Source organism: Sphingomonas sp. (assembly GCF_036387535.1).
Taxonomy (GTDB): domain Bacteria; phylum Pseudomonadota; class Alphaproteobacteria; order Sphingomonadales; family Sphingomonadaceae; genus Sphingomonas_R.
Genome location: NZ_DASVTO010000134.1, coordinates 15,560 through 31,740 on the forward strand (window position 1 = coordinate 15,560; position 16,181 = coordinate 31,740).

Consider the following 16,181-nt stretch of genomic DNA (forward strand, 5'->3'; position numbering starts at 1 on the left):
TATAGGATGCTTGATCTCCCCATGAGGGGGATTCGGGATGCGACGATATCAGGCGCTGGACGGCCGGTGGCGGTGGGCGGCGGCGGGGCCGTATCTGCTGTTGTGTGCGGCGGGATTTGCGAGCCTGGCGGGTGCGATCGGGCCGGTCGGGGCCGCGTTCCTGGGCGGGTATCTGCTGACCGCGCGCATGCTGTTGCTGGCTGTGCAGAATGGTGAGGTAACGGCTTTGCTGTGGCTGCGCTGCGCGGCGCATCTGGTGCAGGGCGGGGTGGTCGCGCTGATCGGGCAGCGGGTGCTGGGGGGCGGAGCGCCGGATGCGGTGCTGGTCGGGATCGGCTTTGCGGCGGGCTATGCGCCCGATCTGGGGATGATCGCGGTCGCGCGGCGGGTGCGGCTGCGGGTGGCGAAGCCGGTCGACGGGGCCGCGCTGGATGCGGTAGCGGTGCAGCCGCTGGAACTGATCGACGGGATCGACAGCGATATCGCGCGCCGCCTGGCACAGGGCGGCTGGTACGATGTCCAGAACCTGGCGACGGCGCATCCGGTGCGGGTGCACCGCGCGACGCCCTATGGCCTGTATCAGGTGTTGGACTGGGTGGCGCAGGCGCAACTGTGCCTTGCCGTCGGCAGTGCTGCGTTCCGCGACCTGCGCCGCGTGCATGTCCGCAGCCTGTTCGACCTGGAACGGGCGGGGCCGGCGGTGGCGGGCGTGCTGGCGATCGAGGCGGCGGCGGTGGCGCCGCTGGCGGCGATGTTGCTGGATGCGCCGCACGTCGTGCGGCTGCGGACGTTGCGCCGGGCGACCGGCGCATGAGCGGGTCGGATGCACGGGCGTTGCCGCCCGCCTATCGCTGGCTCGCGACGGTCGGGCCGTTGCCGCGGATGCTGCGCGTGGCGCTGGCGTTGTACGGCACGCGCGAGACGGTGGGGGCCGGCGACAATCCGGTGATCCTGGCCTGGGCGGCGGAGGTGGGGCTGGCCAAGACGTACCGGGCTGATGCGGTGCCGTGGTGCGGACTGTTCCTGGCGGTGGTGGCGCAGCGTGCGGGCAAGCCGGTTCCGGCCGCACCGCTCTGGGCGCTCAGCTGGGGGCGGTTTGGCGTGGCAGCGGAGCGGCCGATGCTGGGCGACGTACTGACGTTCACGCGGCCGGGCGGCGGGCATGTCGCGCTCTATGTCGGAGAGGATGCCGACACCTATCACCTGCTCGGCGGGAATCAGGACGATCGGGTGGGGTTTGCGCGCATCGTCAAGCGCAGGCTGCGCGCGGTGCGGCGACCGGAATATCGCGCGCAGCCGGAGTCGGTAGCGGTGCGGGTGCTGGCCGCTGGTGGCGCGCTGTCGGTCGATGAGGTTTGAGGGGCGGCCCGCTTTTTCGGCAGATATCGTCGCCTTGGCGTCGGCCGGGGTCTCGTTTGGCTTGGGGTGTGCGCTTCGCCTGCGGAAGATCCCGGCCTTCGCCGGCACGACGATCTTTGTAAGCTGTTTCGATACCGACACCTGCTTTTCTTGGGGCGCGTGATCCGGCATGAGGCACCCATGGCCAAGACGTTGCGCGCGGATCAGATGCTCGTCGACCGCGGGCTGGTGGAAAGCCGGGCGCGGGGGCAGGCGCTGATCCTGGCGGGGCTCGTCTATTCCGACACGCGGAAGATCGAGAAGGCGGGGCAGACACTGCCGATCGATGCGCCGATCACGATCAAGGGACGCGACCATCCCTGGGTGTCGCGTGGGGGCGTCAAGCTGGCTCATGGATTGGCGCATTTCGGGTGGGACGTGACCGGTGCGGTGGCAATCGACGTGGGATCGTCGACCGGGGGGTTTACCGACGTGCTGCTGACTGGTGGCGCGGCGCGGGTCTATGCGGTGGATTCGGGCACCAACCAGCTCGCCTGGCGCCTGCGGCAGGATGCCCGCGTGGTGGTGATGGAAAAGACCAACGCCCGCCATCTGACGCCCGAGCAGATCGCGGAGCCGATCGACATCGTGGTGTGCGACGCAAGCTTCATCGCGCTGTCGAAGGTGCTGGACGCCGCGATCGATTTCGTGCGGCCGGGTGGGCGATTGCTGGCGCTGGTCAAGCCGCAGTTCGAGGCGGGGCGCGACGAGATCGGCAAGGGCGGCGTGGTGCGCGACCCGGACGTGCATGCCCGCGTCTGCGCGGCGGCGGCGGCCTGGATCGGAACGCGCGGCTGGACGGTGGCGGGCATCACCACCAGCCCGATCACCGGGCCGGAGGGCAATGTCGAGTTCCTGCTGGGCGCGATCAAGGCGGAATGACGCCGCCCAAGCTAGCGGATCGCGACCATTTTCCTAATGTTCTTGCCGTAGGCGCCGGTCGCGCGGCAAAGCGGCCGCGGGCGGATCGCATCGGGGGATGGAACGGGCATGGGTGAGATTGCATCGCAGGGACAGATCCGAATGGCGGTGCTGCGCTGGGGCATCGTGCTGGTGCCGCTGATCCTGTTGCTGGGGCTGGCGTCGGGCCGGCTCGCCAATTCCGGTTATGGCAATGGCTGGTTCGCGGCGCTGGCCCAGCCTGGCTTCACGCCGCCGGGCTGGATGTTCGGCGTCGCGTGGACGGCGTTGTACCTGATGATGGGGGTCGCGCTGACGCTGGTGGTGACGGCGCGCGGAGCGCCCCGGCGGGGCGGGGCCATCCTGCTGTTCGCGGTGCAACTGGCGCTCAATCTCGCCTGGTCGCCATTGTTCTTCGCGGCGCACCGTATCTGGCCGGCGTTTGTGCTGATCCTGCTGATCCTGGCGACGGCGGCGATGACGGCGCGCGCATTCTGGCGGATCCGGCCGGCGGCGGGGTGGCTGCTGCTGCCGTACCTGCTGTGGCTGTGCTTCGCAGCCGCGCTCAATTTCGAGATCGGCCGGATGAACCCCGACGCCGCGCGGGTTGCATGGACGCGGCCGAGCCCCCAAATCCGGGTCTGATACACGGGGCGAGACAGACCATGCAGACCGAAAACCGGCTGATCGACGATATCGTGAAGATGATGAATGGCGCGGCAGGGACGCTGGCCGGCGTCGGGCGCGAGGCCGAAGCGACCGCACGGTCCCGTGCGCGCGAATGGATCGGCGGGCTGGATTTCGTATCGCGCGACGAGTTCGAGGCCGTGAAGGCGATGGCCGCTGCCGCACGTGACGAGGCAGAGACGCTGCGCGCGCGACTCGATGCGCTGGATAGGAGGACCGCTGCACCGCTGGTTACCCCGGCGGCATCACAGACCCAGTCGTTCGGGACCGATGACGGCAATTTGCCGCCGATCGCGCCGTCCTGAACGCGTTTATCCACAGCTTATCGCCGAAATTCGCCGTTCCGCGCCTTGCGGGACGGTTTCTGCGCGTTCAAGCAGACCGGATATGAGTAGGCATGGACGTATGACGCTGGACGACGAGGAATCCACCGCCGACGTCAGCGCGCCGATCGACATGCTCGAAGAGTATTTCGAGGCGCATGGCTGGTCGAGCGAACGCCAGGGCGATGAAGAGATCGTCGCGCATTTCCAGGGCAGCTGGACCCAATATGAGTTGCGCGCGGTGTGGCGCGAAGAGGATCAGGTGCTGCAGTTTCTGGCGTTGCCCGATGTCCGGGTTGCGGCGGACAAGCGCGCGGCGATCTACGAGACGATCGGGCTGATCAACGAACAACTGTGGATCGGGCACTTCGAATTGTGGGCATCGTCGGGCATGCTGCTGTTCCGGCATGCCGCCCTGCTGGACGGCGAGGCGGAGAGCGTGATGACGCTGGATCAGGCCGAGACGCTGATCGAGGCGGCGATCGACGAGTGCGAACGCTTCTATCCCGTGTTCCAGTTCGTGCTGTGGGCCGACAAGAGCCCGAGCGAGGCCATTGCCGCGGCGTTGATCGAGACGCAAGGCGAGGCATGACCGAAGCGGCCGCTATGATCGACGGTCCGATCTGGGCGGTCGGCGCCGGCAATATGGCGGGCGCGATGCTGCGCCGCTGGCTGGAGACCGGGCTGGATCCGGCGCGGCTGACCGTCATCCGCAAGTCGGGCGTGGTTTTTGCCGATGGCGTGGCGACCTGGACCACGCCGCCGGGCGATGGCGCGGTGCCGGCGGTGGTGCTGCTGGGCGTGAAGCCGCAGATGCTGGACGGCGTGGCGGAACCACTGGCGGCGGCGATGGCGCCGGGCACGATCCTGATTTCGATCCTGGCCGGTGTGGATCATGCAGCGCTGGCGCGGCGGTTTCCGGTTGCGCGGATCGTGCGCGCGATGCCGAACCTGCCGGTCGCGATCGGGTGCGGGGTGGTCGCGTTGCACAGTGCACTGGCGGATGCCGAGCTGCGCGGGGCGGTGACGCGATTGATGACGCCGCTGGGGCTGGTCGAATGGATCGCGGACGAGGCGTTGATGGACCTGGCGACCGCGGTGGCGGGGTCCGGCCCGGCATTTCTGTACCGGTTCATCGACGCGCTGGCCGCGGCGGCGGTGTCCGGCGGCATGGCGCGGGATCAGGCCGACCGCTTCGCGCTGGCGACGGTCGCGGGGGCCGGTCAGCAGGCGGCACGTGCGACGGTTGCGCCGTCCGTGCTGGCGGAACAGGTGGCTAGTCCCGGCGGGAGCACGCGCAAGGGGCTGGACATGCTGGATGCCGAAGACGGGTTGCACCCGCTGCTCTGTCGCACGATCGACGCCGCGCTGGCCCGCAACCGCGAAATGGGCGCAGCGGCGCGAGGATAGCCCTGCGCCGCCGCCGCGCGGACCTCAGCGTTCCTCGGTCGGTGCGTTCTCGGTTTCGCCGACCTTCTGATCGCCCAACTGGCCGGGACCGTGATAGGCGATTTCCGTCTGTCCGCCATGGCCCATGAAGCTGCCGGGGCGCTTGTCGCTGCCGTCCTTGCCGGTGTGCGGGTTGGGGTAGGCGCCGCCACCGGATTCGCCGGTCTGTTCGGCGCCGCCACGACGGGACGCGAGTTCGCCATTCTGGTCGGGCGGCGACGGCCGGGTGCCCTTGCCATCGGCTTGCATCGGAACATCGTTCGCCATGATATCTCCTGGGTTTGAGACAGGACAACGTGTTAGGAATGCGCGGGTTTCATGGAGCCGATCCAGCGGCCGGCGCATTGTAGCCCGGCCGGTGCAGGGAGGATGATGATGGACGACACCAGTCGGCGGGGCGTGTTGCAGGGCATGGGGACAGGCATGTTGACGGCGCTGGCCGGGCGCGGCCTGGCCGCGGTCCCAGCGCCCGCACCGGGCCGGAAGCTGGGCTATGCGATCGTCGGGCTGGGCGGCTATGCCACGCGCCAGATCATGCCGCAGTTCCGCGATTGCGACCATTCCAGGCTGGTCGCGCTGGTCAGCGGCACGCCGGGCAAGCTGACCCGCTATGCCGCCGAATATGACATTCCGGCCAGCAATCTCTACAGCTATGCCACGTTCGACCGGATCCGCGACAATCCGTCCATCGATATCGTCTATATCGTGCTGCCCAACAGCATGCATGCCGAATACAGCATCCGTGCGGCACAGGCGGGCAAGCATGTGCTGTGCGAAAAGCCGATGGCGGTCAGCGTGGCGGAATGCGAGGCGATGATCGCCGCCAGCCGCAAGGCGAACCGCAAGCTGATGATCGGATATCGCAGCCGCTTCGAACCCTATAACCAGCTGGCGATCCAGCTGGCGCGCGGCGGTCATGTCGGGCCGACCCGGATCATCACCGCCGAACACGGCTTCAACGCGCAGCCGGGGCAGTGGCGGCTGGACCGGGCGATGTCGGGCGGAGGATCGCTGATGGATATCGGCATCTACAGCCTGAACGCGGTCCGGTACCTGAGCGGGGAGGAGCCAGTGTCGGTGACGGCGGTGGAGTCGACCGATCGCCGCGACCCGCGGTTCCGGACGGTCGAGGACCGCATCGATTTCATGCTGCGCTTCCCGTCGGGGATCGTCGCCAATTGCGTGTCGAGCTACAGCTCCAACCACAATGCGTACCGGGTGAACGGCACTGACGGGTTCATCGCGATGGAGCCCGCGACCCCGTATGAAGGGCAGCGGATGATGATCCGCAAGGACGGCGTCACCGCGCCGCGCGTCCTGCCGAAACCGCCGAAGACCCAGTTTGTGGGGCAGCTGGATCATCTTGCGATCTGCGTGATGACGGACCAGCAGCCGATCGTGGCGGGGGAGGAAGGGCTGGCCGACCTGCACGTGATGGAGGCGATCTACCGGTCCGCGCGCGAGGGCCGGGCGGTGACGCTGCGCAGCTGATCCGGCGTCAGTCCGGAATATCGCGCAGGGTGCGGAACAGGCCGGCGAACGCGCTGTCCGGGCGATAGAAGAGCGGCGGCCGGCCGAGCGGTGCGTCCACCATGACATGGTGGCCACCGGCATGCTGTGTCCCGGCCCAGACATGGACCCAGTCGGTCCCCGCCGGCAGATAGGCGGACCAGCGCGTGCGATCGGCCGCAATCACCGGCGCCACCAGCAGATCGGCGCCGTAGAGATATTGGGTTTCGACCGCATGCGCGCGCGGATCGGCTTCATGATCCAGGAACAGCGGGCGTTGCAGCGGCAATCCGGTGGCGACGGCCGTGTCGCACAGCGTGGCGACATAGGGCGCGAGTGCTGCGTGGATGCGGGTCATCCGCACGAAATGCCGGAGCACCGCGGGGTCGCCATCCAGTTGCAGATTTTCGGTCGGGCGATTGCCTTCGTGCGATCGCATGACGGGCGACAGCGCGGACAGCTCGCTCCAGCGCATCAGCAGTTCAGGCGTTCGGACATTGCCGAACAGGCTGGTGTAGCCGCCAAGATCGCTGTGGTGATAGGCGTTGCCGACCAGCCCAGACGACAGCGCACCGCGGATGACGGTGCCGATCCCGTCATGGCGGGAGAAATCGACCGACTGATCGCCCGCCCATAACAAGGGGCAGTGCGCACCGACGCCGGTCCAGCCCGCGCGCATGAAGAACAGCGCGTCCCCGGTGCGGCCACGCCGGGCGATCGCGTCGGCATTGACCTGTGCCCAGATCGTCGGCCACGCATTGTGCATCAGCATGCCGTCGACGCCGTTCGCCAGCCGGACGTCGACCGGCAGATATTCTCCAAAATCCGCCATCCAGCCGGACAGACCATAATCGAGCATGTTGCCGCCGATCACGACATCGGCAAACCAGTCCGCGGCCGCCGGCAGCGTGAAATCGACGATGCCGCAGTCGAATTCGCCGAAATCGACATGGTAGATCGCGTCGCTGTCCACCCGGCGGGCGAGATAGCCGGCGGCGGCGGCGTCCCGGTAGAGCGCGCCGTCCACCGCCAGATACGGATTGACGTAGCCGAGGAAGCGGATGCCCCGATCATGGAGTTCGGCGATGCGCTGGCGAAGCGCAGGGTAGCGATCCTCGTTCGCCATCCAGTCCCAGAACAGCCGTTTGCCAAAGCTCGTTTCGCGCAGCCCGACCCAATCCTCGCACCACAGCCCCGAGACGACCGCGCCGGCGGCCAGCATCCCATCGAGGCGGGCGAAGCTGTTTGCGCCATCCTTCAGCCCGACGATTGCGCCGGAAAAGGCCCAGTCGGGCAGGCGCGGCTGGCGACCGAACCGCGCCGAGAGCCGCGAGACCAGCGCCGCCAGCGTATCGGCCGCGAACAGTTCGATCCGCGCCGGTATGTCCCACGCCTCCAGTTCGTGGAAGGCAGGATCGCGAAAGTCGAACGCGCAATAGGCGGTGGTATCGAGATGCACGGCATAGCGGCGCGAGGACAGGAACGTCGGTTGCGGATAGTTGGTGTTCCAGTAATCGCCGCCGGCCTTGCCCATCGCATCGGCCTGGAACGTCAGGGTGCTGGTCTTGTCGCGGCCGACGCCCGGTTCGGATGTCCATAGCGGGAAGCGCCGCCCCCGCATGTCGACATAGGACATCTGTTCACCGCCGCCCCAGCAGCGTTCGTCGGCGGTTGCAGGCAGGCGCAGCCAGAACCGGTTGTAGCCGTCGGCCAGCGACCGGACCGTGATGATGCCGCCCGCGATGGTCAGTGCGATCAGCGGGGGACCGTCACGGCTCGCGGCGAGCGCGACGCGGCAGTCCGCGCCATCATGATCGACCCGGGCATGCGGCAACGGCAGCCGGGCATCGATTCGATCGTCAATATCGAAATTGCCGCGGTACATGTCGACCAGCGGACGGCCATGACCGATGTAGAAGGCCGGCGCATCGGCGCGGTGGCACAGAACCCGATCCTGGTTCATGAAGATGTCAAAGCCATCGGCCACGATCCGCACGTCCGCGGACAGCGGCGGCGGGGAGAGTGGATGATCGAGCATATATTCTCCTGCGCCGGCGAAAGCGATGGCGTCGCGGGGTGTCGATCGATATGACAACGGGAGACAGATGGAAAGTGGCAAAGCGGATGGCGGACCCCAACGACCCAGCCGGTAACGGCACGGCCCTGTACGACCTGCTGGTGGTGGGCGGCGGGATCAACGGCACCGGGATCGCGCGCGATGCCGCCGGACGCGGATTGTCCGTCCTGCTGGTGGAGAAGGACGATCTGGCGTCGCACACCTCTTCGGCCAGTACCAAGCTGATCCATGGCGGGCTGCGCTATCTGGAATATTACGAGTTCCGGCTGGTGCGGGAATCGCTGATCGAACGCGAGCGCTTGCTGGCGCTGGCGCCGCACATCATCTGGCCGTTGCGGTTCGTGTTGCCGCAACCGCCGGGCGCGCGGCCGGGCTGGCTGATCCGGCTGGGGCTGTTCCTGTACGATCATATCGGCGGGCGGCGGACCTTGCCGGGATCGCGCGGCGTCGCGTTGCGATCGACGCCGTGGGGCGCCGGGCTGCGCGACACGGTGACGCGCGGCTTCGTCTATTCCGATTGCTGGGTGGAGGATGCGCGGCTGGTTGCCCTGAACGCGGTCGATGCGGCGGCGCGCGGGGCGACGGTCCGCACGCGCACCGCACTGACCGCGGCACGGCGGGAGGGCGACCGCTGGATCGCGACGCTGACCGGACCAAACGGAACGGAAACCGTTGCGGCGCGCGCCATCGCCAATGCCGGCGGACCCTGGGTGGACCGCGTGCTGGGCGCGGTGGCCGGCGCCCAGCCCGAACGGCCGCCGCGGCTGGTGAAGGGCAGCCATATCATCGTCCGCCGGATGTTCGACGGCGCGCATGCCTACATCCTGCAGAATGCGGACAAGCGGATCGTGTTCGCCATCCCCTATGAACGGGATTTCACGCTGATCGGCACCACCGACGTGCCGTGGGATCATGCGTCCGGGCCGCCGGCGATATCCGAGGACGAGACGCGCTATCTGTGCGACAGCGTCAACGGCTATTTCGCGCAGCCGATTACACCCGGCGATGTGGTCCACAGCTATGCCGGGGTGCGCCCGCTGTTCGACGACGGGCGCGACGAGGCCGCGGCGGTGACGCGCGACTATGTGCTGCGGCTGGGGACGGAAGGCGGGCCGCAAGTGCTGTCGATCTTCGGCGGCAAGATCACCACCTATCGCAAGCTGGCCGAACATGCGCTGGAGAAGCTGGCGCCGTTCCTGCCGCCGATGAGGCCGGCGTGGACGGACGGCGTGCCCCTGCCGGGCGGCGATATGCCGGGTGGCGATTTCGACGCGTTCCTGGCGGCGGTGCAGACGCGCTGGCCGTTCCTGGCACCCGATCTGTCGCAGCGGCTGGCCCGCGCCTATGGCACGCGCATTGCGGAGGTGATCGGCGATGCGACCGACATGGCAGGGCTGGGCCGCCACTATGGCGGCGGGCTGACACAGGCCGAGGTGGATTATCTGATCGCCCGCGAATGGGCGCGGACGGCGGAGGATATCCTGTGGCGGCGATCCAAGCTGGGCCTGCATGTCGGGCCGGATACGGCCGCGGCGTTGCAGGATCACATGACCGCGACCGTGTGAGGGGATGATGATGGCCGCACCGCGGTACATATTGGCGATCGACCAGGGCACGACATCGACGCGCAGCATCCTGTTCGATGCGGAGGCGCGCGCGGTGGCGACCGCCCAGGCGGAGTTCGCGCAGCATTATCCGCAGCATGGCTGGGTCGAGCATGATGGCGAGGACATCTGGCGCGATACGCTGGCCACGATCCGCGACGTGCTGGCAAAGGCCGGCGTCGATGCGGGCGATGTCGCGGCGTTGGGCATCACCAACCAGCGGGAAACCGTGCTGCTGTGGGACCGCGCGACCGGCGAACCGATCCACAATGCGATCGTGTGGCAGGACCGGCGGACGGCGGATGCCTGCGCCGCGTTGAAGGCGGCGGGGCATGAGCCGCTGATCCGCGCGCGGACCGGTCTGCTGCTCGACCCCTATTTCTCGGCGACCAAGCTTGCCTGGTTGCTCGACACCATCGACGGCGCGCGCGCGCGGGCGGAGGCCGGCGAGCTGGCGTTCGGGACGATCGACAGCTTCCTGCTGTGGCGGCTGACCGAGGGGCGGGTGCATGCCACGGATGCCACCAACGCCAGCCGGACCCTGCTGTTCGATATCCATCGCCAATGCTGGTGCGACGCGTTGCTGGCGCTGTTCGATATTCCGGCCGCGATCCTGCCGGAGGTGTGCGATTCGAGCGCGGTCTACGGCGAGACGACCCTGTTCGGCGCGGCCATTCCGGTGGCCGGGATCGCGGGCGATCAGCAGGCGGCGCTGGTGGGGCAGGCCTGTTTCGCGCGCGGGCAGGCGAAGGCGACCTATGGCACCGGTTGCTTCATGCTGATCAACACCGGCGACGTGGCGGTATCATCGGAGAACCGGTTGCTGACCACCACCGCATACCGATTGGCGGGCAAGCCGACCTATGCCGTCGAAGGATCGATCTTCGTCGCAGGCGCTGCGGTCAAATGGCTGCGCGACGGGCTCGGGCTGATCACGCACGCGTCGCAGACCGACGACATGGCGACGCGCGTCGCCGACAATGGCGGCGTATATATGGTGCCGGCGTTCGTCGGTCTGGGCGCGCCGCATTGGGAGCCGGAGGCGCGCGGGCTGATCGCGGGGCTGACGCTGGGCACCAGCGCGGCGCATCTCGCCCGTGCTGCGCTGGAGTCAGTCGCATACCAGACCGCCGACCTGGCCGATGCGATGGTCGCGGACGGCGCGGCGCCACCCGCGGCGTTGCGCGTGGATGGTGGGATGGCGGCGAACGACTGGCTATGCCAGTTCCTGGCCGATGTGCTGCAGGTTCCGGTGGAGCGCCCCGCTACGCTGGAGACGACTGCGCTGGGTGCGGCCTATCTGGCGGGCATGGCGGTGGGGATGTGGGACGGGATCGCCGGGGTGGCGGCGATCACGCCCGACGTACGCCGGTTCGAACCGCGGATGGCCGATGATGCCCGCGCCGCGTTGCTCGCCGGATGGAAGCGCGCGCTGGCCCGGGCGTTACGCGACTAGCGGCGCGTGATCGATGTGCGGCAGTACGTGGCGGGCGAATAGGTCCGCCTCCGCCGCATGCGGATAGCCGGACAGGATGAACGCATCGATCCCCATCGCGCGGTACATTTCCAGCTTTGCCCGCACCTGATCCGGATCGCCGACGATCGCCGCGCCGCAGCCGGAGCGCGCGCGACCGACACCGGTCCAGAGATGGTCCTCGGCATAGCCATCATCCGCCGCCCGTTCGCGCAGCTCCGCCTGCGCGCGGACGCCGGCGGAGTTGGTGTCCAGCGACTGTGCGCGGATCGTGGCGCCGGTGGCGGCGTCCAGTTTCGATAGCAGGCGGTCGGCGGCGGTGCGGGCCTCCGCCTCGGTATCGCGCACCACGACATGCGCGCGGTAGCCGAAGCGCAGCGTGCGGCCGTGGCGGGCGGCACGCGCGGTCATGTCGTCGATGATCGCCTGCACCACCGCCTTGCGGTCCGGCCACATCAGGAACACGTCGCATCCCTTGGCCGCGGCCTCGCGTGCGTCCTCCGACAGCCCGCCAAAATAGAATAAGGGAGCGCGGCCGGAGACGGTGCCGATCCGCGGCGGATCGAGCTTCAGCTTCCAGAAGGTGCCGTCATGGTCGAGCGGATCGCCGTTCAGCATCGTCTTCAGGATCTGCATCGCTTCGACCGTGCGCGCATAGCGGGGGGCGGAGGCGAGGGTTTCCCCCGGCAGGTCGGACGAGATGATGTTGATGGTGAGCCGCCCGCCAAGCAGCTGGTCGATCGTCGCGATCTGCCGTGCGAGCTGCGGCGGCCACATCTCCCCGATCCGCACCGCCATCAGCAGGCGCAGCCGGTGGAGCAGCGGCGCGACCGCGGCGGCAAAGGCCGTGGTGTCGAGCCCGAGCGCATAGCCCGACGGCAGCAGGATATTGTCGAAGCCGCCGCTTTCGGCCTGCAGCACGATGTCGCGACAATGCGCCCAGCTGGACCGCAATTTCGGGTCTGGAACGCCCAGAAATTCATAGTCGTCGTCGCACAGCGCCGAGAACCAGCTGATTTCGCAGGGGCTACGCGTCATGGCAGGGCCTCTCCCATCGATGCTTGCAGGACCGCATACCATTCGGCGCGGGTCCAGCGGGGGATGAGCGCGTGCGGGATTTCCGCGATCCGCGCGGGGTTCTGGGTGCCGACGATCGGGATCGGCTGCGCCGGATGCGCCATGATCCAGCTGTACGCCGCGGCGGCGCGGCCGACGCCGGCCTCCGCCGCCTTGGCATCCAGCAGGGCGGCGACCGCCCGGCCGCGTTCATCGGCGGGGTTCGCCAGCCGCCCGCCGGCCAGCGGCGACCAGGCGAGCACCGCCATGTCGGTTTCCATCGCCTGATCCATCACGCCATCGAACAGTGGCGCCAGCGCCAGCGCGGAATATTCCGGCTGATGGCTGACCAGCGGCAGCGAATCGGGCAGATAGGCGGCCAGGGCACGGACCTGTGCCGGCGTGTGGTTGGAAACGCCGATCGTGCGGATCTTGCCGGCGCGGTGCGCCGCATCCAGCGTGCGGGCCAGATCGGCGGGGTGGGTGAGCAGATCGGGGCGATGCACCTGCCACAGATCGATGTGGTCGGTGCAGAGCCGGGAGAGCGAGGCGTCGATCGCCGCCGTCAGATAGGCGCCGCTGCTGTCATAGGGGGTGCCGATCACGATCCCGGCCTTGGTGGCGAGAACCATGCGGTCGCGCAGGCCGGGGCTGCCCGCCAGGATGCGGCCCAGCAGGGCTTCGGCGGCGCCGAAGGGCTCGCCATTGTCCGGGCCGTAAATGTCGGCGGTGTCGAACAGAACGATTCCGGCATCCAACGCCGTTTCGACGCGGGTCTGCGCCAGCGCGATATCGTCGCCGCCGAACCGCCACATGCCCCAGGCAAGCGCGCTGACGGGGATGTCGCTGGTCCCCAGCGGGCGAGTGGTCAGTGGTGCGGGAAGATAAGACATCGTTGTCATATGCCATTGCCATCCGCGGAAGGCGAGGGAATATTTGGATGCCACGATCTTCCGTTGCGATGGAAGATCGTCTCAACATAAGCCACTGATATAAAGCGCATTAGCTGGGGCACCTGTGTTGGCGGCGTTCCCGGACCCGCATTTCCGGAAGCGGTGGCGCTGCCGCTTAAGGATGTCCTTGTCCGTCGGAAAGCAACGGTTGCGTAGCCGGATAGTGACAAGCGGGATCAAACATGACAACGGTTGCGGAGCTGAGAGGCCACCGAGAGACCGTGGACGCGGCGATCCGGGCGGACATGCCGGGCAGGGAAGGGGACGATGATGCGTACTTGGATGATGAGCAGCGTGCTGGCGATCGTGGCGGCGCAGGGGGCATCGGCCGCCATGGCGCAGGACAGCACGGTCGCGGGCCCGCAGGCGGCGGCGCCGACGCCACTGGCCGAATCGGCTGACCAGCCGGGCGATATCGTGGTGACCGCGCAGAAGCGGACCGAGCGGTTGCAGGACGTCCCGCTGGCGGTGACGGTGGTGTCGGGCGAGCGGCTGGCGGCGGCGGGCGGCATCAACCTGGAAGGTGCGCAGAACCTGGTTCCCACGCTTACCATCCGCAAATCGGGCACCAGCCTGAACCAGTCGCTGTTCCTGCGCGGGGTCGGCACGTCGACCTTCTCGATCGCGGGCGAGCCGTCGATTTCGACGGTGGTCGACGGCGTCGTCTATGCGCGTGCGGCGGAGGCGTTCAGCGACCTGGTCGACCTGGACCGGATCGAGGTGTTGCGCGGGCCGCAGGGCACGCTGTTCGGCAAGAACGCGTCGGCCGGCGTCATCAACATCGTGACCAAGCGGCCGGGCCCGGATTTCGGCGGATCGATGGATGCCGGCTATTATTTCGGCAACGGGCCGGAATATCGCGTGCGCGGTGCGGTCGATGTTCCGCTGTCGCAGAATGTGCGGAGCCGTTTCACCGGCTTCTTCAGCGATTATGACGGCAATATCCGCAACCAGACCACCGACAGCCGCGTCAACGGCTATCACCGGTACGGCGTGCGCGGGATGGTGGTGGCGGATGCCAGCCCGGACGTGCAGTTCACGCTGATCGGCGATTATCGGCGGGCGCGCGACAATTGCTGCGCCGAGGTGATCGGCACCGCGCCGACGGGGATCGCCGCCACGCTGGTGCCGACACCGCGCGGTGACGAGACGCGCGCGGTGCGCCAGAACCTGATCACGCGCACCAACGAGACCGCCTGGGGCGTGTCGTTGCAGGCGGATGCCACCGTCGGCACGCAGACGGTGACGTCGATCACCGCCTATCGCGACTACAAGAACCAGGAGATCCGCGATGGCGATTTCCTGGACCAGGCCTATGTCGGGTTGAACCAGCTGCATGATGACGGCCCGCAGACCGGCAACACGTTCAGCCAGGAATTGCGGCTGACGTCGCCGCAGAACCAGTTCTTCGAATATGTCGCCGGCTTCTTCTATTCGCGGGCGGAATCGGAACGGACGTTCGTGCGGACGGACCAGGTGTGCAACCGCACGCCTGCGCCGACCACGCCGATCCCGTGCAGCGCCGCCGGGGCCCCGGCATCGACATTCCCGCAGGGGACGGCGGTGTTCGGATCGGTGTTCAAGAATTTCGCGCTGTTCACGCAGGGGACGTTCAACCTGAACGACGACCTGCGCCTGATCGGTGGGCTGCGGTATACCGCGGACCAGCTGGACGTATTCCACCGCCGCACGACGCTGCTGTCCGGGCCGGGGATCAACCCCAGCTTCGGGCCGTTTTCCGGCAAGGCGACCAGCACCAATTTCTCCGGCAAGGCGGGCGTCCAATATGACATCGTGCCGGAAAGCACCGCCTATGCGACCTATGCGCGCGGATATAAGGGGCCGGCGTTCAACATCTTCTACAACCTGACCGCGACCGGCACCAACGTCATCGCGCCGGAAACCGCCGACAGCTATGAAGCGGGACTGAAGAACAGCTTCCTGAACGGGCGGGTGATCCTCAACCTGGCAGCCTATTACGCCAAATATCACAATTTCCAGGCGAACAATCCCGATGTGGTGGCGGGCGTCGTGGTGACGCGCTTCACCAATGCGGGCACGGTATCCACGCGCGGTGGCGAACTCGACCTGATCGTGCGGCCGATGCGCGACCTCAATCTGACCGGGGGGCTGGCCTATACCGATGCCAAGGTCGATGCGTTCCGCGCGCCGGTGGGCGGCAGCACGTCCGGCGTGATCCCGAGCGGCACCGAACTGCCCTATGCGCCCAAGTGGAAGGGGTCGCTGGGTGCGGATTACCGGATCCGGACCGGCGGCGCGGTCGATTTCCAGCTCGGCGTGCAGGGCTCCTACCAGAGCAGCCAACTGTCGCAGTTCGACGCCAGCGCGGCGATCCGCAAGGCGGCGACGATCGGCGGCTATGGCATCGTCGACCTGTCGGCGGCCGTGGTGGAGGCGGCCGATCGCTATCGGATCGGTTTCCAGGTCAAGAATCTGTTCGACCAGAGCTTCGCCGCGGCAATCCAGAGCGGCGGGCCGGGTGGCAGCTATCGCTATATCATCCCGCGCGACGCCGACCGGTATTTCGGCGTGGTGGGCAGCGCCAAGTTCTGAGCCGCGTGTTCTCCGCGTCCGTTCGGTTCGAGCGCGTCGAGAAAAGGCAGTTCTCGACACGCTCGAACCGACCGGGTCCGGGGGAGGAGATCGGGCCGTCAGCGCCTGCCTCAGTGCCCGATGGGGATCGGGGCGGGCCCGCCGTCTTCCTGTTCCGGGATCTCGTTCCGGGGGACG

General features: G+C 67.9%; 15 protein-coding genes. 11 read left to right on the forward strand and 4 right to left on the reverse strand.

From position 1 onward, the window contains the following. The first annotated feature begins 37 nt into the window (after positions 1-37). From VF649_RS12590 to VF649_RS12620, 7 genes are all read left to right on the forward strand, one after another. Positions 38-814 (forward strand): hypothetical protein, encoded by a 777-nt coding sequence (locus VF649_RS12590; RefSeq protein ID WP_331012305.1) that lies wholly within the window; start codon positions 38-40, stop codon positions 812-814. Next, positions 811-1,359: a TIGR02594 family protein gene (locus tag VF649_RS12595; RefSeq protein WP_331012306.1), complete on the forward strand. Its 549-nt coding sequence runs from the start codon at positions 811-813 to the stop codon at positions 1,357-1,359. Before VF649_RS12590 ends, VF649_RS12595 begins: the two co-directional genes overlap by 4 nt. Positions 1,360-1,539: 180 nt before the next feature. Next, positions 1,540-2,280 carry a TlyA family RNA methyltransferase gene (locus VF649_RS12600; protein WP_331012307.1) on the forward strand — a complete coding sequence of 247 codons (741 nt, stop codon included), beginning with the start codon at positions 1,540-1,542 and terminating at the stop codon, positions 2,278-2,280. 108 nt (positions 2,281-2,388) lie between these two features. Then, positions 2,389-2,943, forward strand: a complete 555-nt coding sequence (locus VF649_RS12605; RefSeq protein ID WP_331012308.1) for a TspO/MBR family protein — start codon at positions 2,389-2,391, stop codon at positions 2,941-2,943. A gap of 20 nt (positions 2,944-2,963) precedes the next feature. Beyond that, on the forward strand, positions 2,964-3,290 hold the full coding sequence (locus VF649_RS12610; protein ID WP_331012309.1) for an accessory factor UbiK family protein: 327 nt from the start codon (positions 2,964-2,966) through the stop codon (positions 3,288-3,290). Positions 3,291-3,390: 100 nt separating this feature from the next. Next, complete coding sequence (locus VF649_RS12615) at positions 3,391-3,900, forward strand: YbjN domain-containing protein (protein WP_331012310.1); 510 nt, start codon at positions 3,391-3,393, stop codon at positions 3,898-3,900. Beyond that, positions 3,897-4,718 carry a pyrroline-5-carboxylate reductase family protein gene (locus VF649_RS12620; RefSeq protein WP_331012311.1) on the forward strand — a complete coding sequence of 274 codons (822 nt, stop codon included), beginning with the start codon at positions 3,897-3,899 and terminating at the stop codon, positions 4,716-4,718. Before VF649_RS12615 ends, VF649_RS12620 begins: the two co-directional genes overlap by 4 nt. 24 nt (positions 4,719-4,742) lie before the next feature. On the opposite strand, the gene VF649_RS12625 is transcribed toward VF649_RS12620, so the two are convergent. Then, entirely contained in the window at positions 4,743-5,024 is a 282-nt protein-coding gene (locus VF649_RS12625) for a hypothetical protein (RefSeq protein WP_331012312.1), read from the reverse strand. Positions 5,025-5,132: 108 nt separating this feature from the next. On the opposite strand from VF649_RS12625, the gene VF649_RS12630 reads away from it, so the two are divergent. After that, positions 5,133-6,248 (forward strand): Gfo/Idh/MocA family oxidoreductase, encoded by a 1,116-nt coding sequence (locus VF649_RS12630; RefSeq protein WP_331012313.1) that lies wholly within the window; start codon positions 5,133-5,135, stop codon positions 6,246-6,248. Between the two features lie 7 nt (positions 6,249-6,255). On the opposite strand, the gene VF649_RS12635 is transcribed toward VF649_RS12630, so the two are convergent. Continuing rightward, positions 6,256-8,304 carry an alpha-glucosidase gene (locus VF649_RS12635; protein WP_331012314.1) on the reverse strand — a complete coding sequence of 683 codons (2,049 nt, stop codon included), beginning with the start codon at positions 8,302-8,304 and terminating at the stop codon, positions 6,256-6,258. Between the two features lie 86 nt (positions 8,305-8,390). On the opposite strand from VF649_RS12635, the gene VF649_RS12640 reads away from it, so the two are divergent. Continuing rightward, the gene (locus VF649_RS12640; protein WP_331012315.1) at positions 8,391-9,908 is read left to right on the forward strand and encodes a glycerol-3-phosphate dehydrogenase; all 1,518 of its coding nucleotides are present in this window, start codon (positions 8,391-8,393) and stop codon (positions 9,906-9,908) included. A 10-nt stretch (positions 9,909-9,918) separates the two neighbouring features. Then, positions 9,919-11,403 (forward strand): glycerol kinase GlpK, encoded by a 1,485-nt coding sequence (glpK, locus tag VF649_RS12645; protein WP_331012316.1) that lies wholly within the window; start codon positions 9,919-9,921, stop codon positions 11,401-11,403. Here glpK and VF649_RS12650 read toward each other — a convergent pair. Next, positions 11,392-12,459: an LLM class flavin-dependent oxidoreductase gene (locus VF649_RS12650; RefSeq protein ID WP_331012317.1), complete on the reverse strand. Its 1,068-nt coding sequence runs from the start codon at positions 12,457-12,459 to the stop codon at positions 11,392-11,394. The genes glpK and VF649_RS12650 overlap by 12 nt on opposite strands. After that, positions 12,456-13,370, reverse strand: coding sequence for an aldo/keto reductase (locus tag VF649_RS12655; protein ID WP_331012318.1), 915 nt, complete (start codon positions 13,368-13,370; stop codon positions 12,456-12,458). Before VF649_RS12655 ends, VF649_RS12650 begins: the two co-directional genes overlap by 4 nt. A gap of 330 nt (positions 13,371-13,700) precedes the next feature. On the opposite strand from VF649_RS12655, the gene VF649_RS12660 reads away from it, so the two are divergent. Continuing rightward, positions 13,701-16,004: a TonB-dependent receptor gene (locus VF649_RS12660; protein WP_331012319.1), complete on the forward strand. Its 2,304-nt coding sequence runs from the start codon at positions 13,701-13,703 to the stop codon at positions 16,002-16,004. Positions 16,005-16,181 lie beyond the last annotated feature (177 nt).

Excerpts from the sequence above, each read along its gene's own strand:
- VF649_RS12650 (WP_331012317.1), bottom strand. The coding sequence starts at position 12,459 with ATGACGCGTAGCCCCTGCGAAATCAGCTGGTTCTCGGCGCTGTGCGAC.
- VF649_RS12620 (WP_331012311.1), top strand. The coding sequence starts at position 3,897 with ATGACCGAAGCGGCCGCTATGATCGACGGTCCGATCTGGGCGGTCGGC.
- VF649_RS12625 (WP_331012312.1), bottom strand. The coding sequence starts at position 5,024 with ATGGCGAACGATGTTCCGATGCAAGCCGATGGCAAGGGCACCCGGCCG.
- VF649_RS12615 (WP_331012310.1), top strand. The coding sequence starts at position 3,391 with ATGACGCTGGACGACGAGGAATCCACCGCCGACGTCAGCGCGCCGATC.
- VF649_RS12640 (WP_331012315.1), top strand. The coding sequence starts at position 8,391 with ATGGCGGACCCCAACGACCCAGCCGGTAACGGCACGGCCCTGTACGAC.
- VF649_RS12605 (WP_331012308.1), top strand. The coding sequence starts at position 2,389 with ATGGGTGAGATTGCATCGCAGGGACAGATCCGAATGGCGGTGCTGCGC.
- VF649_RS12600 (WP_331012307.1), top strand. The coding sequence starts at position 1,540 with ATGGCCAAGACGTTGCGCGCGGATCAGATGCTCGTCGACCGCGGGCTG.
- VF649_RS12590 (WP_331012305.1), top strand. The coding sequence starts at position 38 with ATGCGACGATATCAGGCGCTGGACGGCCGGTGGCGGTGGGCGGCGGCG.
- VF649_RS12660 (WP_331012319.1), top strand. The coding sequence starts at position 13,701 with ATGCGTACTTGGATGATGAGCAGCGTGCTGGCGATCGTGGCGGCGCAG.
- VF649_RS12595 (WP_331012306.1), top strand. The coding sequence starts at position 811 with ATGAGCGGGTCGGATGCACGGGCGTTGCCGCCCGCCTATCGCTGGCTC.
- VF649_RS12630 (WP_331012313.1), top strand. The coding sequence starts at position 5,133 with ATGGACGACACCAGTCGGCGGGGCGTGTTGCAGGGCATGGGGACAGGC.
- VF649_RS12635 (WP_331012314.1), bottom strand. The coding sequence starts at position 8,304 with ATGCTCGATCATCCACTCTCCCCGCCGCCGCTGTCCGCGGACGTGCGG.
- VF649_RS12655 (WP_331012318.1), bottom strand. The coding sequence starts at position 13,370 with ATGTCTTATCTTCCCGCACCACTGACCACTCGCCCGCTGGGGACCAGC.
- glpK (WP_331012316.1), top strand. The coding sequence starts at position 9,919 with ATGGCCGCACCGCGGTACATATTGGCGATCGACCAGGGCACGACATCG.
- VF649_RS12610 (WP_331012309.1), top strand. The coding sequence starts at position 2,964 with ATGCAGACCGAAAACCGGCTGATCGACGATATCGTGAAGATGATGAAT.